This window comes from Pseudomonas sp. JUb52 (genome assembly GCF_004341115.1).
In the GTDB taxonomy this organism is placed as follows: Bacteria; Pseudomonadota; Gammaproteobacteria; order Pseudomonadales; family Pseudomonadaceae; genus Chryseomonas; species Chryseomonas oryzihabitans.
The window spans coordinates 349,269-365,414 of record NZ_SLYS01000002.1 but is presented as its reverse complement, the minus strand read 5'-3'; the positions used below and the strand labels follow the sequence as shown (position 1 = coordinate 365,414).

The window sequence follows — 16,146 nt, the reverse complement described above, 5'->3', positions numbered from 1 at the left end:
CTCACGGCTTCAGCAGCTTGGCAAAGGCCTGATCGAGCGCGGTATCGGCCGCGGCCAGGTGTTGACGCCGGGCCTTGGTCCAGTCGACATCGACCTGCAGGGCCTCTTTCGCCGCGCCAAGCATGCGCTGCACCTCGTCCGGTTGCGGACCGCCGGTGCCGACCCGGGTCCTGACCATGTTGGTTGGCGAGAGGGCATTACGGAATTCGCCTTCCTGCAGTGGCAGTCGGGTTTCCTTCCACTGATACTTTTCCGCGGCCTGGGTATAGAGCTGCTGGGCCTTGGCGAAGGGGAAGGTCTTGGGCGTATAGCCTTCGTTGCGCGCCTCCGTGACGATCAGCGAGGCGAAGCTGTGACCGATGCGGAACGGCACCTTGTGCGCCCGCTCAAGGGTGTCGGCCAGCTCCATCGAGGTGGTCCATTCGTTCTCCAGCTCTTCCAGGGCGCGCTGCGGATTGACCTTCAGGGCGTCGAGCACGCGGTCCATGCTGGTGAACATGCCAATGGCCGAGTCATAGAAATTCAGGTCATCGAAGGCGAACTTGTAGTCCGTCATGCCGGTGGTCACGTTGTGCGCGCGCAGGGTGATGGTCTGCGCCAGGCCGATGGTGTCCGAGGCGGCTTCCCGGGTGCGCATCAGCAGTCCGGGATTGCGTTTCTGCGGCATGGCGCTGCTGGTGTAGGTGGAGCCTTCCTCCAGCAGCAGCCAGGGGCGGATCTGATGGTACTGGGTATGGATGTCGCCGATCATCGCCCCCAGCCGGATCGCCGAGGAGGCGGCGATGTCGGCCGCTTCGATGGGGATGTCGTAGGTGGAGACCTGGCTGGAATCCAGCGAATTCTGACGCACCCCATCGAAGCCGAGCAGGGTAGCGAGACGCTCGCGGTTCAGCGGATAGGCGGAGTTGGCCAGCACGGCGGTGCCCATCGGGCTGAGGTTGAGGCGCTGGTAGAGCTGGGCGATGCGCTGGGCGTCGCGGGCGAAGGAATCGGCGTAGGCGAGCAGGTAGTGAGCGTAGGAGATCGGCATCGCCTGGACGCCGTTGGTATAGGCCGGCACCAGGGTGTCGACGTTGGCGGCGGCGAGGGTGAGCAGGCGCTGGCGGGTCGCGTTCATGGCGTCGCTGTAGGCCAGCACCTGGCCCCGCAGGGACGCCAGCCGGTAGGTGGCGTAAATGTCCTGGCGACTGCGGCCAGAGTGGATCAGCGAGGCTTCCGGACCGATCCTGTCGGTCATGATCTTTTCCAGCTGGAGAATATCGGTGGGTCGCTTGCCGTCCGGCTGACCCCCCTGGTCAATGGCGAATTCGACCCCGCTGGCGATCTTGCGGCCCAGCTCTGGCGTGACAATGCCTTCCTCGGTCAGCATCACGATGGAGGCCTTGTTGATGCGATTCAGTCCGTCGAACTGGTCTTCGACGCCGCCGGCACGGGTACCACTGTGCGTCACGGTGCCGCCGATCCTGGCGACCTCTGCCTTGCACTCGGCGGTGGTCTTGCAAGGGGCGTCGGCGGTATTGGCGGCCAGCGCCGGGGTACCGGCGGCAAGGGCGACGAGCAGGGCAAGCGGCAGTAAACGTGGGGTAGCGAGCATGGATGAGCGTCCTGTCGGGAGGGGATCGAGGCCGGTGCGGTCCGCAGCCGGCCGTGGGGTCAGAGCAGGGGCAGGGTGTAGCTGAGGATCAGGCGGTTCTGGTCGAGCTCGGTGTCGTTGCGGCTGCGGTAGCTGCCGTTGCGCCAACGCACCTTGAAGTTCTTCAGGCTGCCGCTCTGGAAGGTGTATTCCAGTTCGGTGTCGCGCTCCCACTCCCGGCCGGCGACGTCCCCGGGTCCGTCGAAGTGGTCGCCCTTGAGATAGCGCGTCATGAAGGCGAGGCCCGGCAGGCCCCAGGCCGCGAAGTCGTAGTCGTAGCGCACCTGCCAGGAGCGCTCGCCTGGATTGGCGAAGTCCGGCGACAGCATCACGTAGTTGACCAGGTACGAATCGGTGCCATTGAGATGGGGAAAGCCGGTCGCGCCATGCATCTGCTGGTAGGCAGCGCCGAAGGCATGATGACCGACGTTGAAGGTGAACTTGGCGCCATAGGCATCGTTGTCGACGTTGCTGCCGCCGTCCTTGCGCGAGCGGGCGTAGCGCAGGTCCGTCTCCAGCGACCGGTCTTTGCCGAGCGGCAGGACGTGCAGCACGTTGAACATATGCTGTTCGTAATTCTGATCGAGGTGACCGTAGTCGTAGACCGTCGTGAGCTGCTTGCTCCATTTGTAGCTCAGGCCGGCGAAATCGAACTGATCGGAGGCGCGGCCGCCGCGGATGCCGCTGCCCGCTACGGTCATGTCCTCGTTGGCGCTGTCGTTGCGAATCCGGTTCTGAGTCAGGCGACCGGCGTTGACGGTGAGGTTGTCCAGTTCCTTGGACACCAGCTGAGCGCCCTGGAAGGTCTGCGGCAGCAGACGTGAATTGCTGCTGCGAACGGTCTGTATCCGTGGGATCAGGGTGCCGACCTTCAGGGTGCTCTTGGACACCCGGACCTTGCCGGTCAGCCCGAGCTTGCTGTAGTCGTCGGGCGCTCGCCGATCGCCCACCGGCAGCAGACCGGTGTTCTGCCGATCTGGCCCTGAATCGAGCTTAAGGCCGAGCATGCCCAGGGCGTCGACGCCAAAGCCCACTGGCCCTTCGGTAAAGCCGGATTCATAGTTGAGAATGAAGCCTTGGGCCCATTCCTCTCGCTTGGATTGCCGGGCGCCCGACTGGCGATAGTCGCCGTTGAAGTAGAAGTTGCGCAGTTCCAGATCGGCCTTGCTGTCGGCAAAGAACTCCGCGGAGGCATCGGCGGGGAGAAAGGAGGCGAGGGCGGCGGTACCGACCCCGAGGGCTAGCGGTGACAGGCGCATGATGAGATTCCTTGACGCGTTATTGTTATTGGGCGCGTTTTCTCGTGAGGCTGTAGCAGCTCACGGTGGGAACCTTAAGGACTTTGCTGAAAGATTAAAAATATATGAAAAGTCGTTTATGGATACTTTTCAAATATGGCATTTGATCGCTTCAAAGATTGGGCGTGTCTTGGTGACTGGCAGTAGGTGACAAAGCCTTTGCAGTGCCTGGCCAGATGCGGATGAATGATCATCACCAGGCAGTCGGCGGATGACGGCAACAGCGAAGGACAGAAAGCCTAGCCTGCCGAGGAAAGAAACGACGATCTTTGATGAATAGGGCAGGCTGTGATCGTCGGTAACCGGCGTCATGGGCTGCGGCCTGCCGCCCTCACTCCTCGCTGGACGCGAAACCCTCCAGCCAGCGCGCCTCCGAGCAGAGCAGGTGGTGCCGCATGGCGGTCTGGGCGCCGATCAGGTCGCGGGCTTCCAGGGCGCGCAGGATGGCTTGGTGTTCAGCCACGGCGACGCCCCAGGTCTTCTGGCTTTCGGTCTGCTCGGCGACGTGGGTGGAGAGGGGGCTGTGGCGCTCGTCGAACAGCGAGGTGATGATGCGCACCAGCGTGGAGTTGCCGCTCATCCTGGCCAGGCGGCAGTGGAACTTGCGATCGTCCTCCATGGGCGACAGCCCCTGGGCGATCTTGTCGCTCATGTTCTGGATGCACTTCGCCAGGTAGCGGTAGTCGGCCTTGCCGCCCAGGGAACAGGCCAGCACGATGGTCGCGCCCTCGATCATGGCCCGGGCGTGCATCAGCTCCGAGGGACTCTCGCCGAGGGTGGAGGTCCGCGCGCCGTTGTTCAGCAGGGCGGCGTTCACATAGATGCCGGAACCCTGGCGGACCTCAATGCTGCCTTCGATCTCCAGGGCGATCAGGGCTTCGCGCAGCGACGGCCGGGAGACGCCCAGCAACTGCGCCAGGTCGCGCTCCGGTGGCAGGCGGGTGCCGGCCTCGATGGCGCCTTCGCGGATATGCTGGCGCAGGCGGTCCGCGATCTTCTGGTAGAGCTTTCTTTCGGTGGTGGCAGTGGGCAGCGTCATCGATGAAACCTGCATCTTCAAGGGCTTCAGTATCTCATGAGCTACCCGGATCGACGCCAGCGGCCTAGGGCAGGGCCGCCAGCTCGAACAGCGGGCTCGCCAGTTGCCACTTCTCCGATCCCGCCTCCGGCGAGGACAGCTGATAGCGCGCCATCAGGGTTTCCCATTCCTGGACCTTCGGATTGCGCTGTTCCAGCTCGTGCAGGCGGGCGAAGGAGAAGTCCGGCCCGGCTTCGAGCAGCATGGTCAGGCGGCAGCCGAGGCGCCAGATGGTCATGTTGGCGACGCCGGCTTCGCGCAGATGGGCGATGACCTCGGGCCAGACCGCGGCGTGCTGACGTTCGTATTCGGCGATGAGTTCGGGGTCGTCCCGCAGGTCCAGCAATAGGCAGTAGCGTGTCATGGTCTCGCTCCTCGGCCAGGTCAGGCCCGTTAGATTTCGACGATGGCTTTGACGACGCCGCGGGCCGGGTCCAGCAGCTCGGCGAAGCGGCTGGGCAGCTCGGCCAATTGCAGGCGATGGGTATTGAGCGCCTGGTCCGGGATCAGGCCTTCTCGCAGGCAGCGCTCGACGTGCTGGAAGTCCTCGGCGGTGGCGTTGCGACTGCCCAGCAGGGTGGTCTCGCGCTTGTGGAATTCGGGGTCGGCGAAGCGGATGTGGTCCTTGACCACCGAGATCAGCACATAGCTGCCGGCATGGGCGACGAATTCGAAACCCCGCTCGATGGCGCGGGCGTTGCCGGTGGCGTCGAACACCACGTCGAAGAAGTCGCCGTCGGTCAGCCGCGCCAGTTCGTCCTTGTCGCCGTCACCGACGGTGACCGTGGCCGCGACCTGCAGGTGCTGGCGACAGAACTCGAGGCGATCGCTGCGGGTGTCGAGGACGGTGACCTGGGCCCCGGCGATACCGGCGAAGATTGCCGCCGCCATGCCGATGGGACCGGCGCCCACCACCAGCACGCGCTGCGCCTGGCCCAGGCCCGAACGGCGCACGGCATGGGCGCCGATGGCGAGAAACTCCACCATGGCCGCCTGGTCGAGGGTGAGGCCCTCGGCCTTGAAGACGAAGCGGTCGGGCAGGCTGAGGTATTCGGTGAGGGCGCCGTCGCGATGCACGCCCAAGACCGCGATCTTGGTGCAGCAGTTGGTCTTGCCCTGGCGGCAGGCGATGCACTGGCCGCAGGACAGGTAGGGCACCACGTAGACGATGTCCCCCGCCTGCAGGCGCCCGCTGTCGTCGGTTTCCTCGACGACGCCGGAGATCTCGTGGCCCATCACCCGCGGGTATTCCAGGTAGGGCTGGTTGCCTTCGTAGATGTGCAGGTCGGTGCCGCAGACGCCGACTCGGCGGATGCGAATCAGGGTTTCGCCTTCGCCACGGGCGGGCTTGAGCGTGTCGCGCGAGACCAGCAGGCCGGGTTTTTCACAGATGACGGTCAGCATAGGAAGACTCCGCATCGCATCGGGATGCACGTTGGATTCAGGGCGGGGCGCTCGTTGGGAATGGCAGCGAACGTCCGTCGCCACGGAGGCGAGTGGAAAGGGCGGTGCGGCTTCATGCCGAGGCTCCCGCCACGGGGCGTCGGCGTCCAGCAGGCCGCGCTGCTTGAGGGTGCTCCAGAACTCCGCCGGAATGGGCGTCTGCAGCCAGGCCAGGTTGCTGGCGACCTGCTCGGCGCTGCGTGCGCCGATGACCGCCGAGGCGACCGCCGAATGGGCGAGGGGAAATTGCAGGGCGGCGGCGGCCAGGGGGATCGCGAATTCCTGACAGACCTCCTGTAGCGCCCGGACCTTGGCGACCACCGCCGGCGGCGCGGCGCCGTAGTCGAAGTGCTGGCCACCGGCGAGGATCCCGGAGTTGAAGACTCCGCCGGCGACGATGGCGTGGCCCTGGGCCTGGCAGCGGTCGAGCAGAGGTTTCAGGCTCTCCTGCTCAAGCAGGGTGTAGCGACCGGCCAGCAGGGTGCAGTCCAGCGGGCACTCGTCGAGGCTGTCGACCACGACTTCCCATTCGTTGACGCCGAGTCCGATGGCCTGGATCCGGCCACTGCTGCGCAACTCCTCCAGGGCGCGGAAACCGCGGCCCCGGGTCAGCGCCTGCCAGTGGAGGTCATGCCGCTCGCCGTGAGTGCGGCGACCGATGTCGTGCACATAGAGGATGTCGATCCGCGCCAGCCCCAGTCGCTGCAGGCTGTCTTCGTGGGACCTCAGGATGGCGTCGTAGCTGTAGTCGTAGACCGGCTTGAAGGGCAGCGGCCGTTCCCAGCCGTCGCCGTTGGCGCGCTCGTTGCCGTTGGGCGCGAGCAGCCGGCCCACCTTGCTGCTGAGCACGAATTCATCCCGTGGCTGTTCGTCGAGAAAGGCGCCGAGGCGATGCTCCGAGCGGCCATAGCCATAGAAGGGCGCCGTATCGAAATAGCGGATGCCCTGCTGCCAGGCGCCGGCCAGGGTGTCGACGGCCTGCTGCAGTGGCATGTCCCGGTACAGCCCGCCCAGCTGGGAGCACCCGAGCCCGAGGATCGGGATGGCCAGTGGGCTTTTCGCCAGGGGACGCCGTTCGGAGAGATTCATCGCCAGGCCTCCACTCAATAGAGCACGTTGCGTGCGTCGGGGCTGTCCAGGTTGGCCTTGTCGATGAGCAGGACGCCGGTGTCGATGAACTTGGGCACCTTCTGCTTCTCGATGACCTTGATCACCGTGGCGACCGATTCCAGGCCCATGCGATAGGAACTCTGCACCACGATGGCGTCCAGGGTGCCGTCACGGACGAAGCCCTGCAGGTCCTCGTTGCCGTCGAAGCCGATGGCCTGCAGCTTGCCGGCCTTGCCGGACTGGGCGATGGCCCGCGCCATGCCGACCGCGGTGGGTTCGTTGGCGCCGTAGATGCCCTTGAGGTCGGGATTGGAGGCCAGGACGTCGGTGGTCTGGTTGAGGGCGTTGGCCATCTGCGACTGCGAGTAGAAGGGGCCCACCACGGTCAGCTGCGAATGCTGCTCCAGGTACTTGCGGAAGCCGCCGACCCGGCCCACTTCCGAGCCGGTGCCCGGCACATAGGACATGATGGCGATCTTGCCGGTCTTGCCGACCTTCTCGATCATGCGCTGGGCGGACAGCTCGCCGGCCTTGGTGTTGTCGGTGGAGAGAAAGGACTGGTAGTAGGGCGCGCCGCTCTCCGCCACCGAGGAGTCGATCAGCACCACCGGGATATGGGCCTCCCAGGCCTGCTTGATGGCGGGTACCAGGGCGTCCGGATCGGACGGCGCCAGCACGATGCCCGAGACGCCGCGGTTGACGGCGTTGACCACCATGTTCACCTCGTCCGCGATCGCCGATTCCGAGGCCGGTCCCTGGAAGGTGACCTTGTAGCTGGTGTGCTGCTTGGCCGTTTCCTGCACGCCCTTCTGCACGTTCTGCCAGTAGTTGGAGTTGGCACTCTTGACGATGACGGCGATCTCGCCGTTACCGGCCAGCGCCAGGGAGGTCGCGGCGGAGAGGGCGACACCCAGGACCACTTTCTTGAAGTTTTTCATCGGTCGTTCCTTGTTGTTGTTATCGAGGGTTCACTTCTTGCGGTTGCGGAGCTGATCGATGCAGACGGTCAGCAGGATCACCAGGCCGATGATGATCTGCTGGGTGAAGCTGGAGACGCCGAGCATGTTGAGGCCGTTGCGCAGCACGCCGATGGTGAAGGCACCGATCAGGGTGCCCGACACGCTGCCGATGCCGCCGGAGAGGGAGGTGCCGCCGATCACCGCGCTGGCGATGGCGTCCAGTTCATACATCACCCCTTCGTTGGGCTGGGCGGTGACCAGGCGCGACATCAGCACCGCGCCGGTCAGGCCGGCCAGCACGCCGGACAGCACATAGGTGAAGAGGGTGACCGCGCGCACCTTGACCCCGGAGAGGCGGGCCGCCTCGGCGTTCGAGCCCACGGCATAGATGTGGCGGCCCAGGCGGGTGCGGCTGAGCACCAGCCACAGGGCGATGGCCAGGACGATCATGATGATCACCGGGTAGGGGATGCCCGGAAAGATCACGTTGGGAAAGCCGTCGTCGCCGATGCGCTCGACGCGCCCCAGGGTGCCGTTGCCGAGCACGCCGAAGGCGGCGCCGAGGCCGGAGATGGGCTGGGCATCGGTCAGTCGCAGCGCCAGGCCGCGGGCCACCAGCATCATGCCCAGGGTGGCGATGAAGGGCGGCAGCTTGACCAGGGTCACGAACAGCCCGTTGATCGCGCCGCAGATCCCGCCGACGACCAGGCCGACCAGGATGCCCACCTCGATGGACGCGCCGGCCTTGACCGCCATGGCGTTGGCCACGCCGGCCAGGGCCAGCACCGAGCCCACCGAGAGGTCGATGCCGCCGGTGATGATTACCGCCGTCGCGCCGAGGCCGAGAAAGGCGATGGAGGTGACCTGCAAGGCCACGCTCATGCCGTTGCCCATGGTCAGGAAGGCGCTGCTCATGGAGGAAAACACCGCGATCAGCGCCAGCAGGCTGACCAGCGCGCCAAACTTCTGCAGGAATTCTTTTTGTTTTTCGGTCATTTCTCTGTCTCGCTCGACACGCGTGGGCGAGCTGCCGTCAGTGCGACGTGCAGCCGGAGGCGTAGTGCATGATCTGGTCCTGGGAGGTGGCCCGGGTCTCGACGTCACCGGTCAGGCGACCTTCGTGAAAGACCAGGATCCGATCGCTCATGCCGAGCAATTCCGGCAGCTCCGAGCTGATCAGGACGACGCCGATGCCCTGGGCCGCCAGCTGGTCCATCATTTCGTAGATGGCGTACTTGGCGCCGACGTCGATACCCCGGGTGGGCTCGTCGAAGAACATGATCCGGGCGTCGCGGAACAGCCATTTGCCGATGATGATCTTTTGCTGGTTGCCGCCCAAGAGATAGCGGGTGACCTTGTCGATCGAGGGCGTGCGGATGTCCAGCCGCCGCACGTAGTCCTGGGCGACCCGCGCCTCCTCGCCGAAGCGGATGAATCCCAGCGGCCCGCAGAGAGCGTCCAGATTGGCCAGGGTCAGGTTGTGCGCCAGGGTCATCTTGACCGCCAGGCCGTCCTTCTTGCGGTCCTCGGACAGGTAGGCGATGCCTTCATCGATCCCGTCGCGCGGACTGCGGATGGTGACCGCGCGGCCGTTGATCTCCACCTCGCCGGCATCCAGCCGGTCGGCGCCAAAGATCGCCCGGGCGATCTCGGTACGCCCGGCGCCCATGAGGCCGGCGAAGCCGAGGATCTCGCCGCGGCGCAGCTCGAAGCTGATGTCCTGGAAGACGCCCTTGCGGGTCAGGTCCTGCGCCCGCAGCAGCACCTCGCCGGTGGGGACGGCGGTGCGGGGTGGGAATTTCTCGTCCAGGGAGCGCCCGACCATGCCCGCTACGATCGCGTCGACGCTGGTGTCGGCAAAGCGCTGGGTGGAGACGTAGCGACCGTCGCGCAGGATGGTCACCCGGTCGACGATGTGGCACATCTCGTCCAGCCGGTGCGAGATGTAGAGCATGCCGACGCCGCGCGCCTTGAGGTCCTGGATGACCTTGAACAGTGCCTGGGTCTCGCTTTCGGTCAGGGAGGAGGTCGGTTCGTCGAGAATGAGCACCCGGGCGTCCAGCGACAGCGCCTTGGCGATCTCCACCATCTGCTGCTGGGCCACCGACAGCTTGGCCACCGGGGCGCGGGGGCTGATGGCGACGCCCAGGCGCGCCAGGCAGGCTTCGGTGTCCGCCTGCATCTTGCGTCTGTCGATCAGGCCGAAGCGCACCGGCTCGCGGGCCAGGAAGATGTTTTCCGCCACCGTGAGGTGCGGCACCAGGTTGAGTTCCTGGTGAATGATGGCGATGCCCACCTGCTCGGCTTCCGACACCGACTTGAAGTGCCGCTCTTCGCCCAGGTAGCGGATCCGCCCCTCGTCCGGCGGCTGCTGGCCGCTGACGATCTTCATCAGGGTGGATTTGCCGGCGCCGTTCTCGCCGCAGATGGCGTGGACTTCGCCCGGGTAGAGGCTGAGGCTGACATCGTTGAGGGCCACGACGCCGGGAAAGCGCTTGGAGATGTTCTCGAGCGTCAGACAGGGCGCGGGCGCGGCCGGGACGGGGCCGCCACCTTCGCCGCGGGGCGATGGGGTATCCAGCATGGTGCTCTCTCTTGTTGTTGTTCTAGGGTCGGTGCCCTATGTGAGATCCATGGCAGGGAAAGCTACACCCCAGATCAGACGTCTGGCAAGACCAATTGGATTTTTTGAAATTGGTCTTGCCAGATTGGGTCCGGGTTCGCACGCCGCTCGTGGGTCCAGCGGTGGGTGGTCCCCAGCTCGGGCGGGTGATTTCGCAACGGCGGCGAGGCTGGCGGAAGCCGAGCAAGAGGAGAGGCCTGGCGTGCGGGGCGCAAAAATGAAACGGCCACCGGCAGGGCTGTGGCCGTCTTGATCGAGTGCCGCGGTCAGAGTCGCGATGGGATAACCGCGCTAGACGCGTAGCGCTTCAGGGCTTGAGTTCCAGGCGTTCGAACCGCCGGGCGAGCACGGTGTAGGCGAAGATCCCCAGCACGCCATGGGCGGCGACGAACCAGAGCGCCAGGTCGAAGGAGCCGGTGCGGGCGAGCACCAGCCCGATCACCACCGGGGTAACGATGCCTGCCAGATTGCCCAGGCCGTTGAAGACGCCCCCGCTCAGACCCACCATGCTCTTTGGCGCCGTGTCGGAGAGCACCGCCCAGCCCACGGCGGCAAGGCCCTTGCCAAAGAAGGCCAGCGCCATCAGCGCGATGACAGCGGCATTGGCATCGACGAAGTTGCACAGCACCAGGGTGGTGGAGAGCGCCATGCCGGTCACGAAGGGAATCTTGCGGGCCAGCGACGGGTGGGTCCCGCGGCGGATCAGGTAGTCGGACAGCATCCCGCCCAGCACGCCGCCGCTGAAGCCGCAGATCGCCGGCAGCGCCGCGACCCAGCCAGCCTCCATGATGGTCATGCCGCGACCCTTGATCAGATAGATGGGAAACCAGGTGATGAAGAAATAGGTGAGGGCGGTGATGCAGTACTGACCCAGGTAGATGCCCCACAGCGTCCGCTGGGTGAACAGTTGCATGATCTGCCGTCCCTTGGGTCTTTCCCGCTGGGTGATGCGCTGCTGCTCCAGATCGACCAGGGCGCCACCGTCGCGCATGGTCGCGAGCTCCGCGGCGGTCAGGCGGGGATCGCTCAGTGGTTCGCGGTAGTAGGCGAACCACACCAGGGTCAGCAGCAGCCCCAGCGCGCCCATCCAGAGAAAGACGTGCTCCCAGCCGAGCGCGTGGGTCAGCCAGGCCATCAGCGGCGTGAACACCACCACCGCCATGTACTGCGCCGAGTTGAACAGGGCCGAGGCCGTGCCGCGCTCGCGGGTGGGAAACCAGCAGGACACGATGCGGTTGTTGGCCGGAAAGGCGGGCGACTCCACCAGGCCGAGCATGAACCTCAGGCAGAACAGCGCGACCGCCGCCGAGGCGCCGGCGAAGCCCAGGCCACCTACCGTGCCCTGGAGCAGGGTGAAGACCGACCACAGCAGCAGGCTGCAGCCATAGACCCGCCGCGCGCCGAAGCGATCCAGCAACCAGCCGCCGGGGATCTGGCCGAGGGCATAGGCCCAGGCGAAGGCCGAGAAGATCAGCCCCAGGGCCACGGGATCGATGCCCAATTCGGCGATCACCCCGGTACCGGCGATGGAAAGGGTCGCCCGGTCGGCGTAGTTGATGACGGTGACCAGGAAGATCAGCGCCAGCACCGCGTAGCGATGCCGGCCGAGGGCTGTGGTGGCGGTGGTTGCGGTATTGGCGAGCGGCGAGGAGAGGGTCTTGCTGTGCATGTCTGGGGCGCCTCCATGTTGTTATTGTGCAGGGCGACAGGCGGCTGCCTAGCCGACGGCGGCTTCGGTGGCGAAGCACTCGGCGAGGTGGCGCAGGACGATCTCGCCCATGGCCAGTCGGGTCTGCTCGGTCGCGCTGGCGCGATGGGGTTGCAGCACCACGTTGTCGAGATCGAGCAGGGCCGGCGGGACGTGGGGTTCGTTGGCGAAGACATCCAGGCCGGCGCCGGCAATGCGCCGCTCCTGCAGCGCCCGTACCAGGGCCGGTTCATCCACCAGCTTGCCGCGGGCGACGTTGATGAAATAGCCCTGGGGTCCCAGCGCCTCCAGCACCTCCGTGGTGATCAGCACCCGCCCTTGATCGGCCGAGGCGGCGAGGATCAGCGCATCGCTGTCCCGCGCCAGGGCGAGCAGATCCGGCTCGTGGCGATAGGGGAGTTGGGACTGCGCCTTGGGATCGGTATAGGCGATCCGCATGTCGAAGGCCTCGGCGCGCCGGGCGATCGCCCGACCCACCTGACCCAGACCGATGATGCCCAGGCGGATGCCCGTCACCTTGCGCGCCAGCGCCTGTGCCGTCTGGCCCCACTGGCCGGCCCGGACCAGCCGTTCTCCCAGGCCGAGGTCGCGCAGGGTCATCAGCAGCAGACCCAGCGCCATGTCGGCGACATCGTCGGTGAGGACCCCGGGCGTCGTGGTGACCCGAATGCCACGCCGCGCGGCCTCGCCCAGATCGACGGCATCGGTCCCCACGCCGGCGACGGCCACGATCTCCAGCCTGGGCAGGCGATCCATCAGCGTCTTGGCGCAGCCTTTGGCGCCGCCGGTGACGACCCCGCGAATACGGGGGCCGACCTTGTCCAGCAACGCCTCGGGATCCGCGGCGAGATCGAGCCGATGGATCTCGTAGGTCGCCCGGAGCCGGGCGTCGATCGCGGCAGGTACGGCCTGGGTAAGCAGCAATGCGGTCATGATGGGGCTGGTCCTTTGCTGGATGTTGCCGCCGAGCATAGGAACAGCATCGATATACGTCTAACATAGATACTGGATGGATTGATGCGCGGATTGAATCGTGGAATTACATCAGTTGCGCTGCTTCGTCGCCGTTGCCGAGGAATTGCACTTCGGCCGTGCCGCCAGGCGGCTGTTCATGACCCAGCCGCCGCTGAGTCGGCAGATCCAGCTGCTGGAGCGTGACCTCGGGGTCCAGTTGCTGGAGCGCTCCAACCGTCAGGTACGCCTCACGGCGGCCGGTGTCGGCTTCCTGCGTGACGCCCGGCACCTCCTGCTGTTCGCCGAGCGGGCGGGAGAGACGGCCCGCAGCCTGGCGCGGGGCAGCAGCGGCCGGCTCAGCCTGGGCTTCACCGCCGTCGCGGGTTATCGCCTGATCCCCGAGCTCGTTCGGCACCTCCAGGACGCCCTGCCGGAAGTGGATCTCGTCTTGCAGGAACAGGTCACCACCGACCAGACCGAGACGCTGGCCGCCCAGATGATCGACGTGGGTTTCCTGCGGCAGCTGGCGCCGCGCGGACCGCTACGAGGGGAGCGGGTCTGGCGGGAACCGCTGTTGCTCGCCTTGCGCCTTGGCCATCCTCTCGCCGAACAGCGGGCGGTGTCGGTAAGGGCTTTGGAACACCAGCCCTTCGTCATGTATGCGCCCGGCGAAGGTCGCTATTTCCATGACAGCATCGCCGGTCTCTTCGCCAGTACCGGCGTCCGGCCCAGGTTCGTCCAGCACCTGGGCCAGACCCATTCCATCCTGGGCCTGGTCCGCGCCGGGGTCGGGGTCGCCTTGCTGCCAGCGTCGGCGGCACATCTGCACGTCGACCAGGTCTGCTTCCGTCCGCTGACGGATGCCGAACTCCACGCGGATGTCTGGATGGCCTGGCGGGAAGACAACAGCAATCCCGCCCTGCCGCTCTTTCTGCACCAGGCGCGCCGTTACTTCACTCGCGATCCGGGATCCGTAGAGGCGTCCTAGCGCACGGGTGCAGCCGCCGCGGCGCGCGCCGGGCGGGCGTCGCGGAAGGTGACCAGAAAGGCTAGCAGCACGCCCAGGGAGAACACCGCCGGGAACAGCCAGATGCCCTGCCAGTCATGGCCGGCGGCGCCGGCATAGTGATCCGAGACCATCCCGGCCACCCAGAAGCCGACCAGCATGCCCACGCCATAGGTGGCCAGGGTGATCAGGCCCTGGGCCGCGCTCTTGTCGGCCTCGCCGGCCTTGGCGTCGGTGTAGATCTGCCCCGAGACGAAGAAGAAGTCGTAGCAGACGCCATGCAGGGCGATGCCCAGCAGCAGGTAGGCGAGGGCGTCACCCTGGGCGCCCAGGGCGAAGCAGCCATAGCGCACCGCCCAGGCCAGCATCCCCACCAGCAGGGTGCGCTTGAGGCCGAAGCGGCGGATGAACAGCGGCAGGAGCAGCATGAAGCCCACCTCGGACACCTGGCCGAGGGTCATCATGCCGGTGGGATTGGCCACCCCCAGTTCGGCGAGAAAGAGGTTGGCGTTCTGGTAGTAGAAGGCCAGCGGAATGCAGATCAGCACCGAGGCGGCGAAGAACACCGCGAAGCTGCGGTCCTTGAGCAGGCGCAGGGCGTCCAGGCCGAGCATCGCGCCCAGGCCGCCGCGGGTGGCCGGCAGCGGCGCGGTGCGCGGCAGGCTGAAGCTGTAGAGGCCGAGGATGAGGGAGGCCGCGGCGCCAAGCAGGAAGGTGTTGCGCAGGGTGCCGGCGGCGATGCCGCTGCGGCTGTCCCAGGCGAAGACGAAGCTGATCGCCAGCCCGGCGGCGATCCAGCCCAGGGTGCCCCAGACGCGGATCCTGGCGAATTGCCGGGCCGGATCGGCCAGGTGGCGGAAGGCCACGGAATTGGCCAGCGCCAGGGTCGGCATGTAGCAGAGCATGTAGGCCAGCACCAGCGGATAGAAGGTGGTGAAGTCGGCCGCCGCATAGAGCTGGTAGAGCAGCACCGCGCCGGCCAGGTGCAGCAGGCCGAGGATGCGCTCGGCGTTGAAGTAGCGATCGGCGATCAGGCCGATCACGAAGGGCGCCAGGATCGCGCCCCAGGATTGGGTGGCGAAGGCCTGGCCGATCTGGCCGCCATTGGCGCCCAGGGTGTTGCCGAGAAAGGTCGCCAGGGTGACGAACCAGCTGCCCCAGATGAAGAACTGCAGGAACATCAGGGTGCTCAGGCGTAGCGAGAGTGCGTTCATCGTCGATTCCTTGTTGTGGGTTATGTGACGAAAAAACGAGCGGGGTCCTTACTCCAGGCCGAGCATCCGCCGATTTCGCGCCGGGTCGGCGTCGCTGCCGGCGAAGTCGTCGAAGGCACGGGTGGCCGGCTGGATCAGGTGGCGCTGGATGAAGGGCGCCCCTTCGGCCGCGCCCTGGGCCGCGTCCTTGAGGCAGCATTCCCATTCCAGCACCGCCCAGCCGTCGAAGCCGTACTGGGTGAGCTTGCTGAAGATGGCGCCGAAGTCGACCTGGCCATCGCCCAGGGAGCGAAAGCGCCCCGGCCGCTCGGCCCAGTCCTGGTAGCCGCCATAGACGCCGCTGCGGGCATCGGGACGGAATTCCGCGTCCTTGACATGGAACATGCCGATGCGCGCGTGATAGCGGTCGATGAAGCCCAGGTAGTCCAGTTGCTGCAGGACGAAATGGCTGGGGTCATAGAGGATCCGCGCGCGGGGATGGTCGTCCACCGCCGCCAGGAAACGCTCGAAGGTGGCGCCGTCGTGCAGGTCTTCGCCCGGGTGCAATTCGAAGCAGAGGTCGATGCCTTCTTCGCCATAGACGTCGAGGATGGGGCGCCAGCGACGGGCCAGTTCGGCGAAGCCCTCGTCCACCAGGCCCGCCGGACGCTGCGGCCAGGGATAGACATAGGGCCAGAGCAGGGCGCCGGAAAAGCTCGCCACCGCCTTCAGGCCGAGGCGGCGACTGGCCTTGGCGGCCAGTTTGAGCTGCTTGACCGCCCAGGCCTGGCGCTCTTCCGGACGACCGCGCAGCGCCGGTGGGGCGAAGCCGTCGAAGGCCTCGCTGAAGGCCGGATGCACGGCCACCAGTTGCCCTTGCAAGTGGGTGGAGAGTTCGCTGATGGCCACTCCGGCGTCGGCGCACTGCCCGAGCAGTTCGTCGCAGTAGTCCTGGCTGGCGGCGGCGCGTTCCAGATTCGGGCACTGGGGGCCCAGCGTCGGCAGCTGGATGCCGCGGTAGCCGAGCCCCGCCGCCCAGCGCGCCAGATTGGGCAGGGTATCGAAGGGTGGCTTGTCGTCGAGAAACTGGGCTAGAAAGATCGCCGGCCCCTTGAGGCCTGGGCGTGAGGTAGCGGCCATG

The 16,146-nt window shown here is 66.4% G+C and carries 14 protein-coding genes; 1 reads left to right on the top strand and 13 read right to left on the bottom strand.

The window, feature by feature from the left end:
- Window position 1: 1 nt before the first annotated feature.
- The 11 genes from EC839_RS04865 to EC839_RS04810 form a co-directional block, all read right to left on the bottom strand.
- Window positions 2–1,594, bottom strand: coding sequence for an argininosuccinate lyase (locus tag EC839_RS04865; protein ID WP_132832318.1), 1,593 nt, complete (start codon window positions 1,592–1,594; stop codon window positions 2–4).
- 59 nt (window positions 1,595–1,653) lie between these two features.
- Window positions 1,654–2,892 carry an OprD family porin gene (locus EC839_RS04860; protein WP_132832317.1) on the bottom strand — a complete coding sequence of 413 codons (1,239 nt, stop codon included), beginning with the start codon at window positions 2,890–2,892 and terminating at the stop codon, window positions 1,654–1,656.
- 129 nt (window positions 2,893–3,021) lie between these two features.
- Window positions 3,022–3,243 (bottom strand): hypothetical protein, encoded by a 222-nt coding sequence (locus EC839_RS04855; protein ID WP_132832316.1) that lies wholly within the window; start codon window positions 3,241–3,243, stop codon window positions 3,022–3,024.
- Between the two features lie 19 nt (window positions 3,244–3,262).
- Entirely contained in the window at window positions 3,263–3,970 is a 708-nt protein-coding gene (locus EC839_RS04850; protein WP_132832315.1) for a FadR/GntR family transcriptional regulator, read from the bottom strand.
- Window positions 3,971–4,034: 64 nt separating this feature from the next.
- Window positions 4,035–4,373, bottom strand: a complete 339-nt coding sequence (locus EC839_RS04845) for an L-rhamnose mutarotase (protein ID WP_132832314.1) — start codon at window positions 4,371–4,373, stop codon at window positions 4,035–4,037.
- A 29-nt stretch (window positions 4,374–4,402) separates the two neighbouring features.
- The gene (locus tag EC839_RS24475; RefSeq protein ID WP_256680925.1) at window positions 4,403–6,541 is read right to left on the bottom strand and encodes an aldo/keto reductase; all 2,139 of its coding nucleotides are present in this window, start codon (window positions 6,539–6,541) and stop codon (window positions 4,403–4,405) included.
- Window positions 6,542–6,555: 14 nt separating this feature from the next.
- Window positions 6,556–7,500, bottom strand: a complete 945-nt coding sequence (locus tag EC839_RS04830; protein WP_132832313.1) for an ABC transporter substrate-binding protein — start codon at window positions 7,498–7,500, stop codon at window positions 6,556–6,558.
- 30 nt (window positions 7,501–7,530) lie between these two features.
- On the bottom strand, window positions 7,531–8,517 hold the full coding sequence (locus EC839_RS04825) for an ABC transporter permease (RefSeq protein ID WP_132832312.1): 987 nt from the start codon (window positions 8,515–8,517) through the stop codon (window positions 7,531–7,533).
- 37 nt (window positions 8,518–8,554) lie between these two features.
- On the bottom strand, window positions 8,555–10,105 hold the full coding sequence (locus tag EC839_RS04820; RefSeq protein WP_132832311.1) for a sugar ABC transporter ATP-binding protein: 1,551 nt from the start codon (window positions 10,103–10,105) through the stop codon (window positions 8,555–8,557).
- A gap of 346 nt (window positions 10,106–10,451) precedes the next feature.
- Window positions 10,452–11,813, bottom strand: a complete 1,362-nt coding sequence (locus EC839_RS04815; protein WP_132832310.1) for an MFS transporter — start codon at window positions 11,811–11,813, stop codon at window positions 10,452–10,454.
- A 48-nt stretch (window positions 11,814–11,861) separates the two neighbouring features.
- Complete coding sequence (locus tag EC839_RS04810; RefSeq protein WP_132832309.1) at window positions 11,862–12,785, bottom strand: 2-hydroxyacid dehydrogenase; 924 nt, start codon at window positions 12,783–12,785, stop codon at window positions 11,862–11,864.
- 100 nt (window positions 12,786–12,885) lie between these two features.
- Between EC839_RS04810 and EC839_RS04805 the strand changes: the two genes are divergently transcribed.
- Window positions 12,886–13,794 (top strand): LysR family transcriptional regulator, encoded by a 909-nt coding sequence (locus EC839_RS04805; protein WP_218568237.1) that lies wholly within the window; start codon window positions 12,886–12,888, stop codon window positions 13,792–13,794.
- Here EC839_RS04805 and EC839_RS04800 read toward each other — a convergent pair.
- Both EC839_RS04800 and EC839_RS04795 read right to left on the bottom strand, forming a co-directional pair.
- Window positions 13,791–15,026 (bottom strand): nucleoside permease, encoded by a 1,236-nt coding sequence (locus EC839_RS04800; protein ID WP_132832307.1) that lies wholly within the window; start codon window positions 15,024–15,026, stop codon window positions 13,791–13,793. The genes EC839_RS04805 and EC839_RS04800 overlap by 4 nt on opposite strands.
- 48 nt (window positions 15,027–15,074) lie before the next feature.
- Window positions 15,075–16,145, bottom strand: a complete 1,071-nt coding sequence (locus EC839_RS04795) for a sugar phosphate isomerase/epimerase (protein ID WP_132832306.1) — start codon at window positions 16,143–16,145, stop codon at window positions 15,075–15,077.
- Window position 16,146: the final 1 nt, after the last annotated feature.

Coding starts and splice junctions, on each gene's coding strand:
- EC839_RS04865 (WP_132832318.1), bottom strand. CDS start 1,594: ATGCTCGCTACCCCACGTTTACTGCCGCTTGCCCTGCTCGTCGCCCTT.
- EC839_RS04860 (WP_132832317.1), bottom strand. CDS start 2,892: ATGCGCCTGTCACCGCTAGCCCTCGGGGTCGGTACCGCCGCCCTCGCC.
- EC839_RS04855 (WP_132832316.1), bottom strand. CDS start 3,243: ATGACGCCGGTTACCGACGATCACAGCCTGCCCTATTCATCAAAGATC.
- EC839_RS04850 (WP_132832315.1), bottom strand. CDS start 3,970: ATGACGCTGCCCACTGCCACCACCGAAAGAAAGCTCTACCAGAAGATC.
- EC839_RS04845 (WP_132832314.1), bottom strand. CDS start 4,373: ATGACACGCTACTGCCTATTGCTGGACCTGCGGGACGACCCCGAACTC.
- EC839_RS24475 (WP_256680925.1), bottom strand. CDS start 6,541: ATGAATCTCTCCGAACGGCGTCCCCTGGCGAAAAGCCCACTGGCCATC.
- EC839_RS04830 (WP_132832313.1), bottom strand. CDS start 7,500: ATGAAAAACTTCAAGAAAGTGGTCCTGGGTGTCGCCCTCTCCGCCGCG.
- EC839_RS04825 (WP_132832312.1), bottom strand. CDS start 8,517: ATGACCGAAAAACAAAAAGAATTCCTGCAGAAGTTTGGCGCGCTGGTC.
- EC839_RS04820 (WP_132832311.1), bottom strand. CDS start 10,105: ATGCTGGATACCCCATCGCCCCGCGGCGAAGGTGGCGGCCCCGTCCCG.
- EC839_RS04815 (WP_132832310.1), bottom strand. CDS start 11,813: ATGCACAGCAAGACCCTCTCCTCGCCGCTCGCCAATACCGCAACCACC.
- EC839_RS04810 (WP_132832309.1), bottom strand. CDS start 12,785: ATGACCGCATTGCTGCTTACCCAGGCCGTACCTGCCGCGATCGACGCC.
- EC839_RS04800 (WP_132832307.1), bottom strand. CDS start 15,026: ATGAACGCACTCTCGCTACGCCTGAGCACCCTGATGTTCCTGCAGTTC.
- EC839_RS04795 (WP_132832306.1), bottom strand. CDS start 16,145: ATGGCCGCTACCTCACGCCCAGGCCTCAAGGGGCCGGCGATCTTTCTA.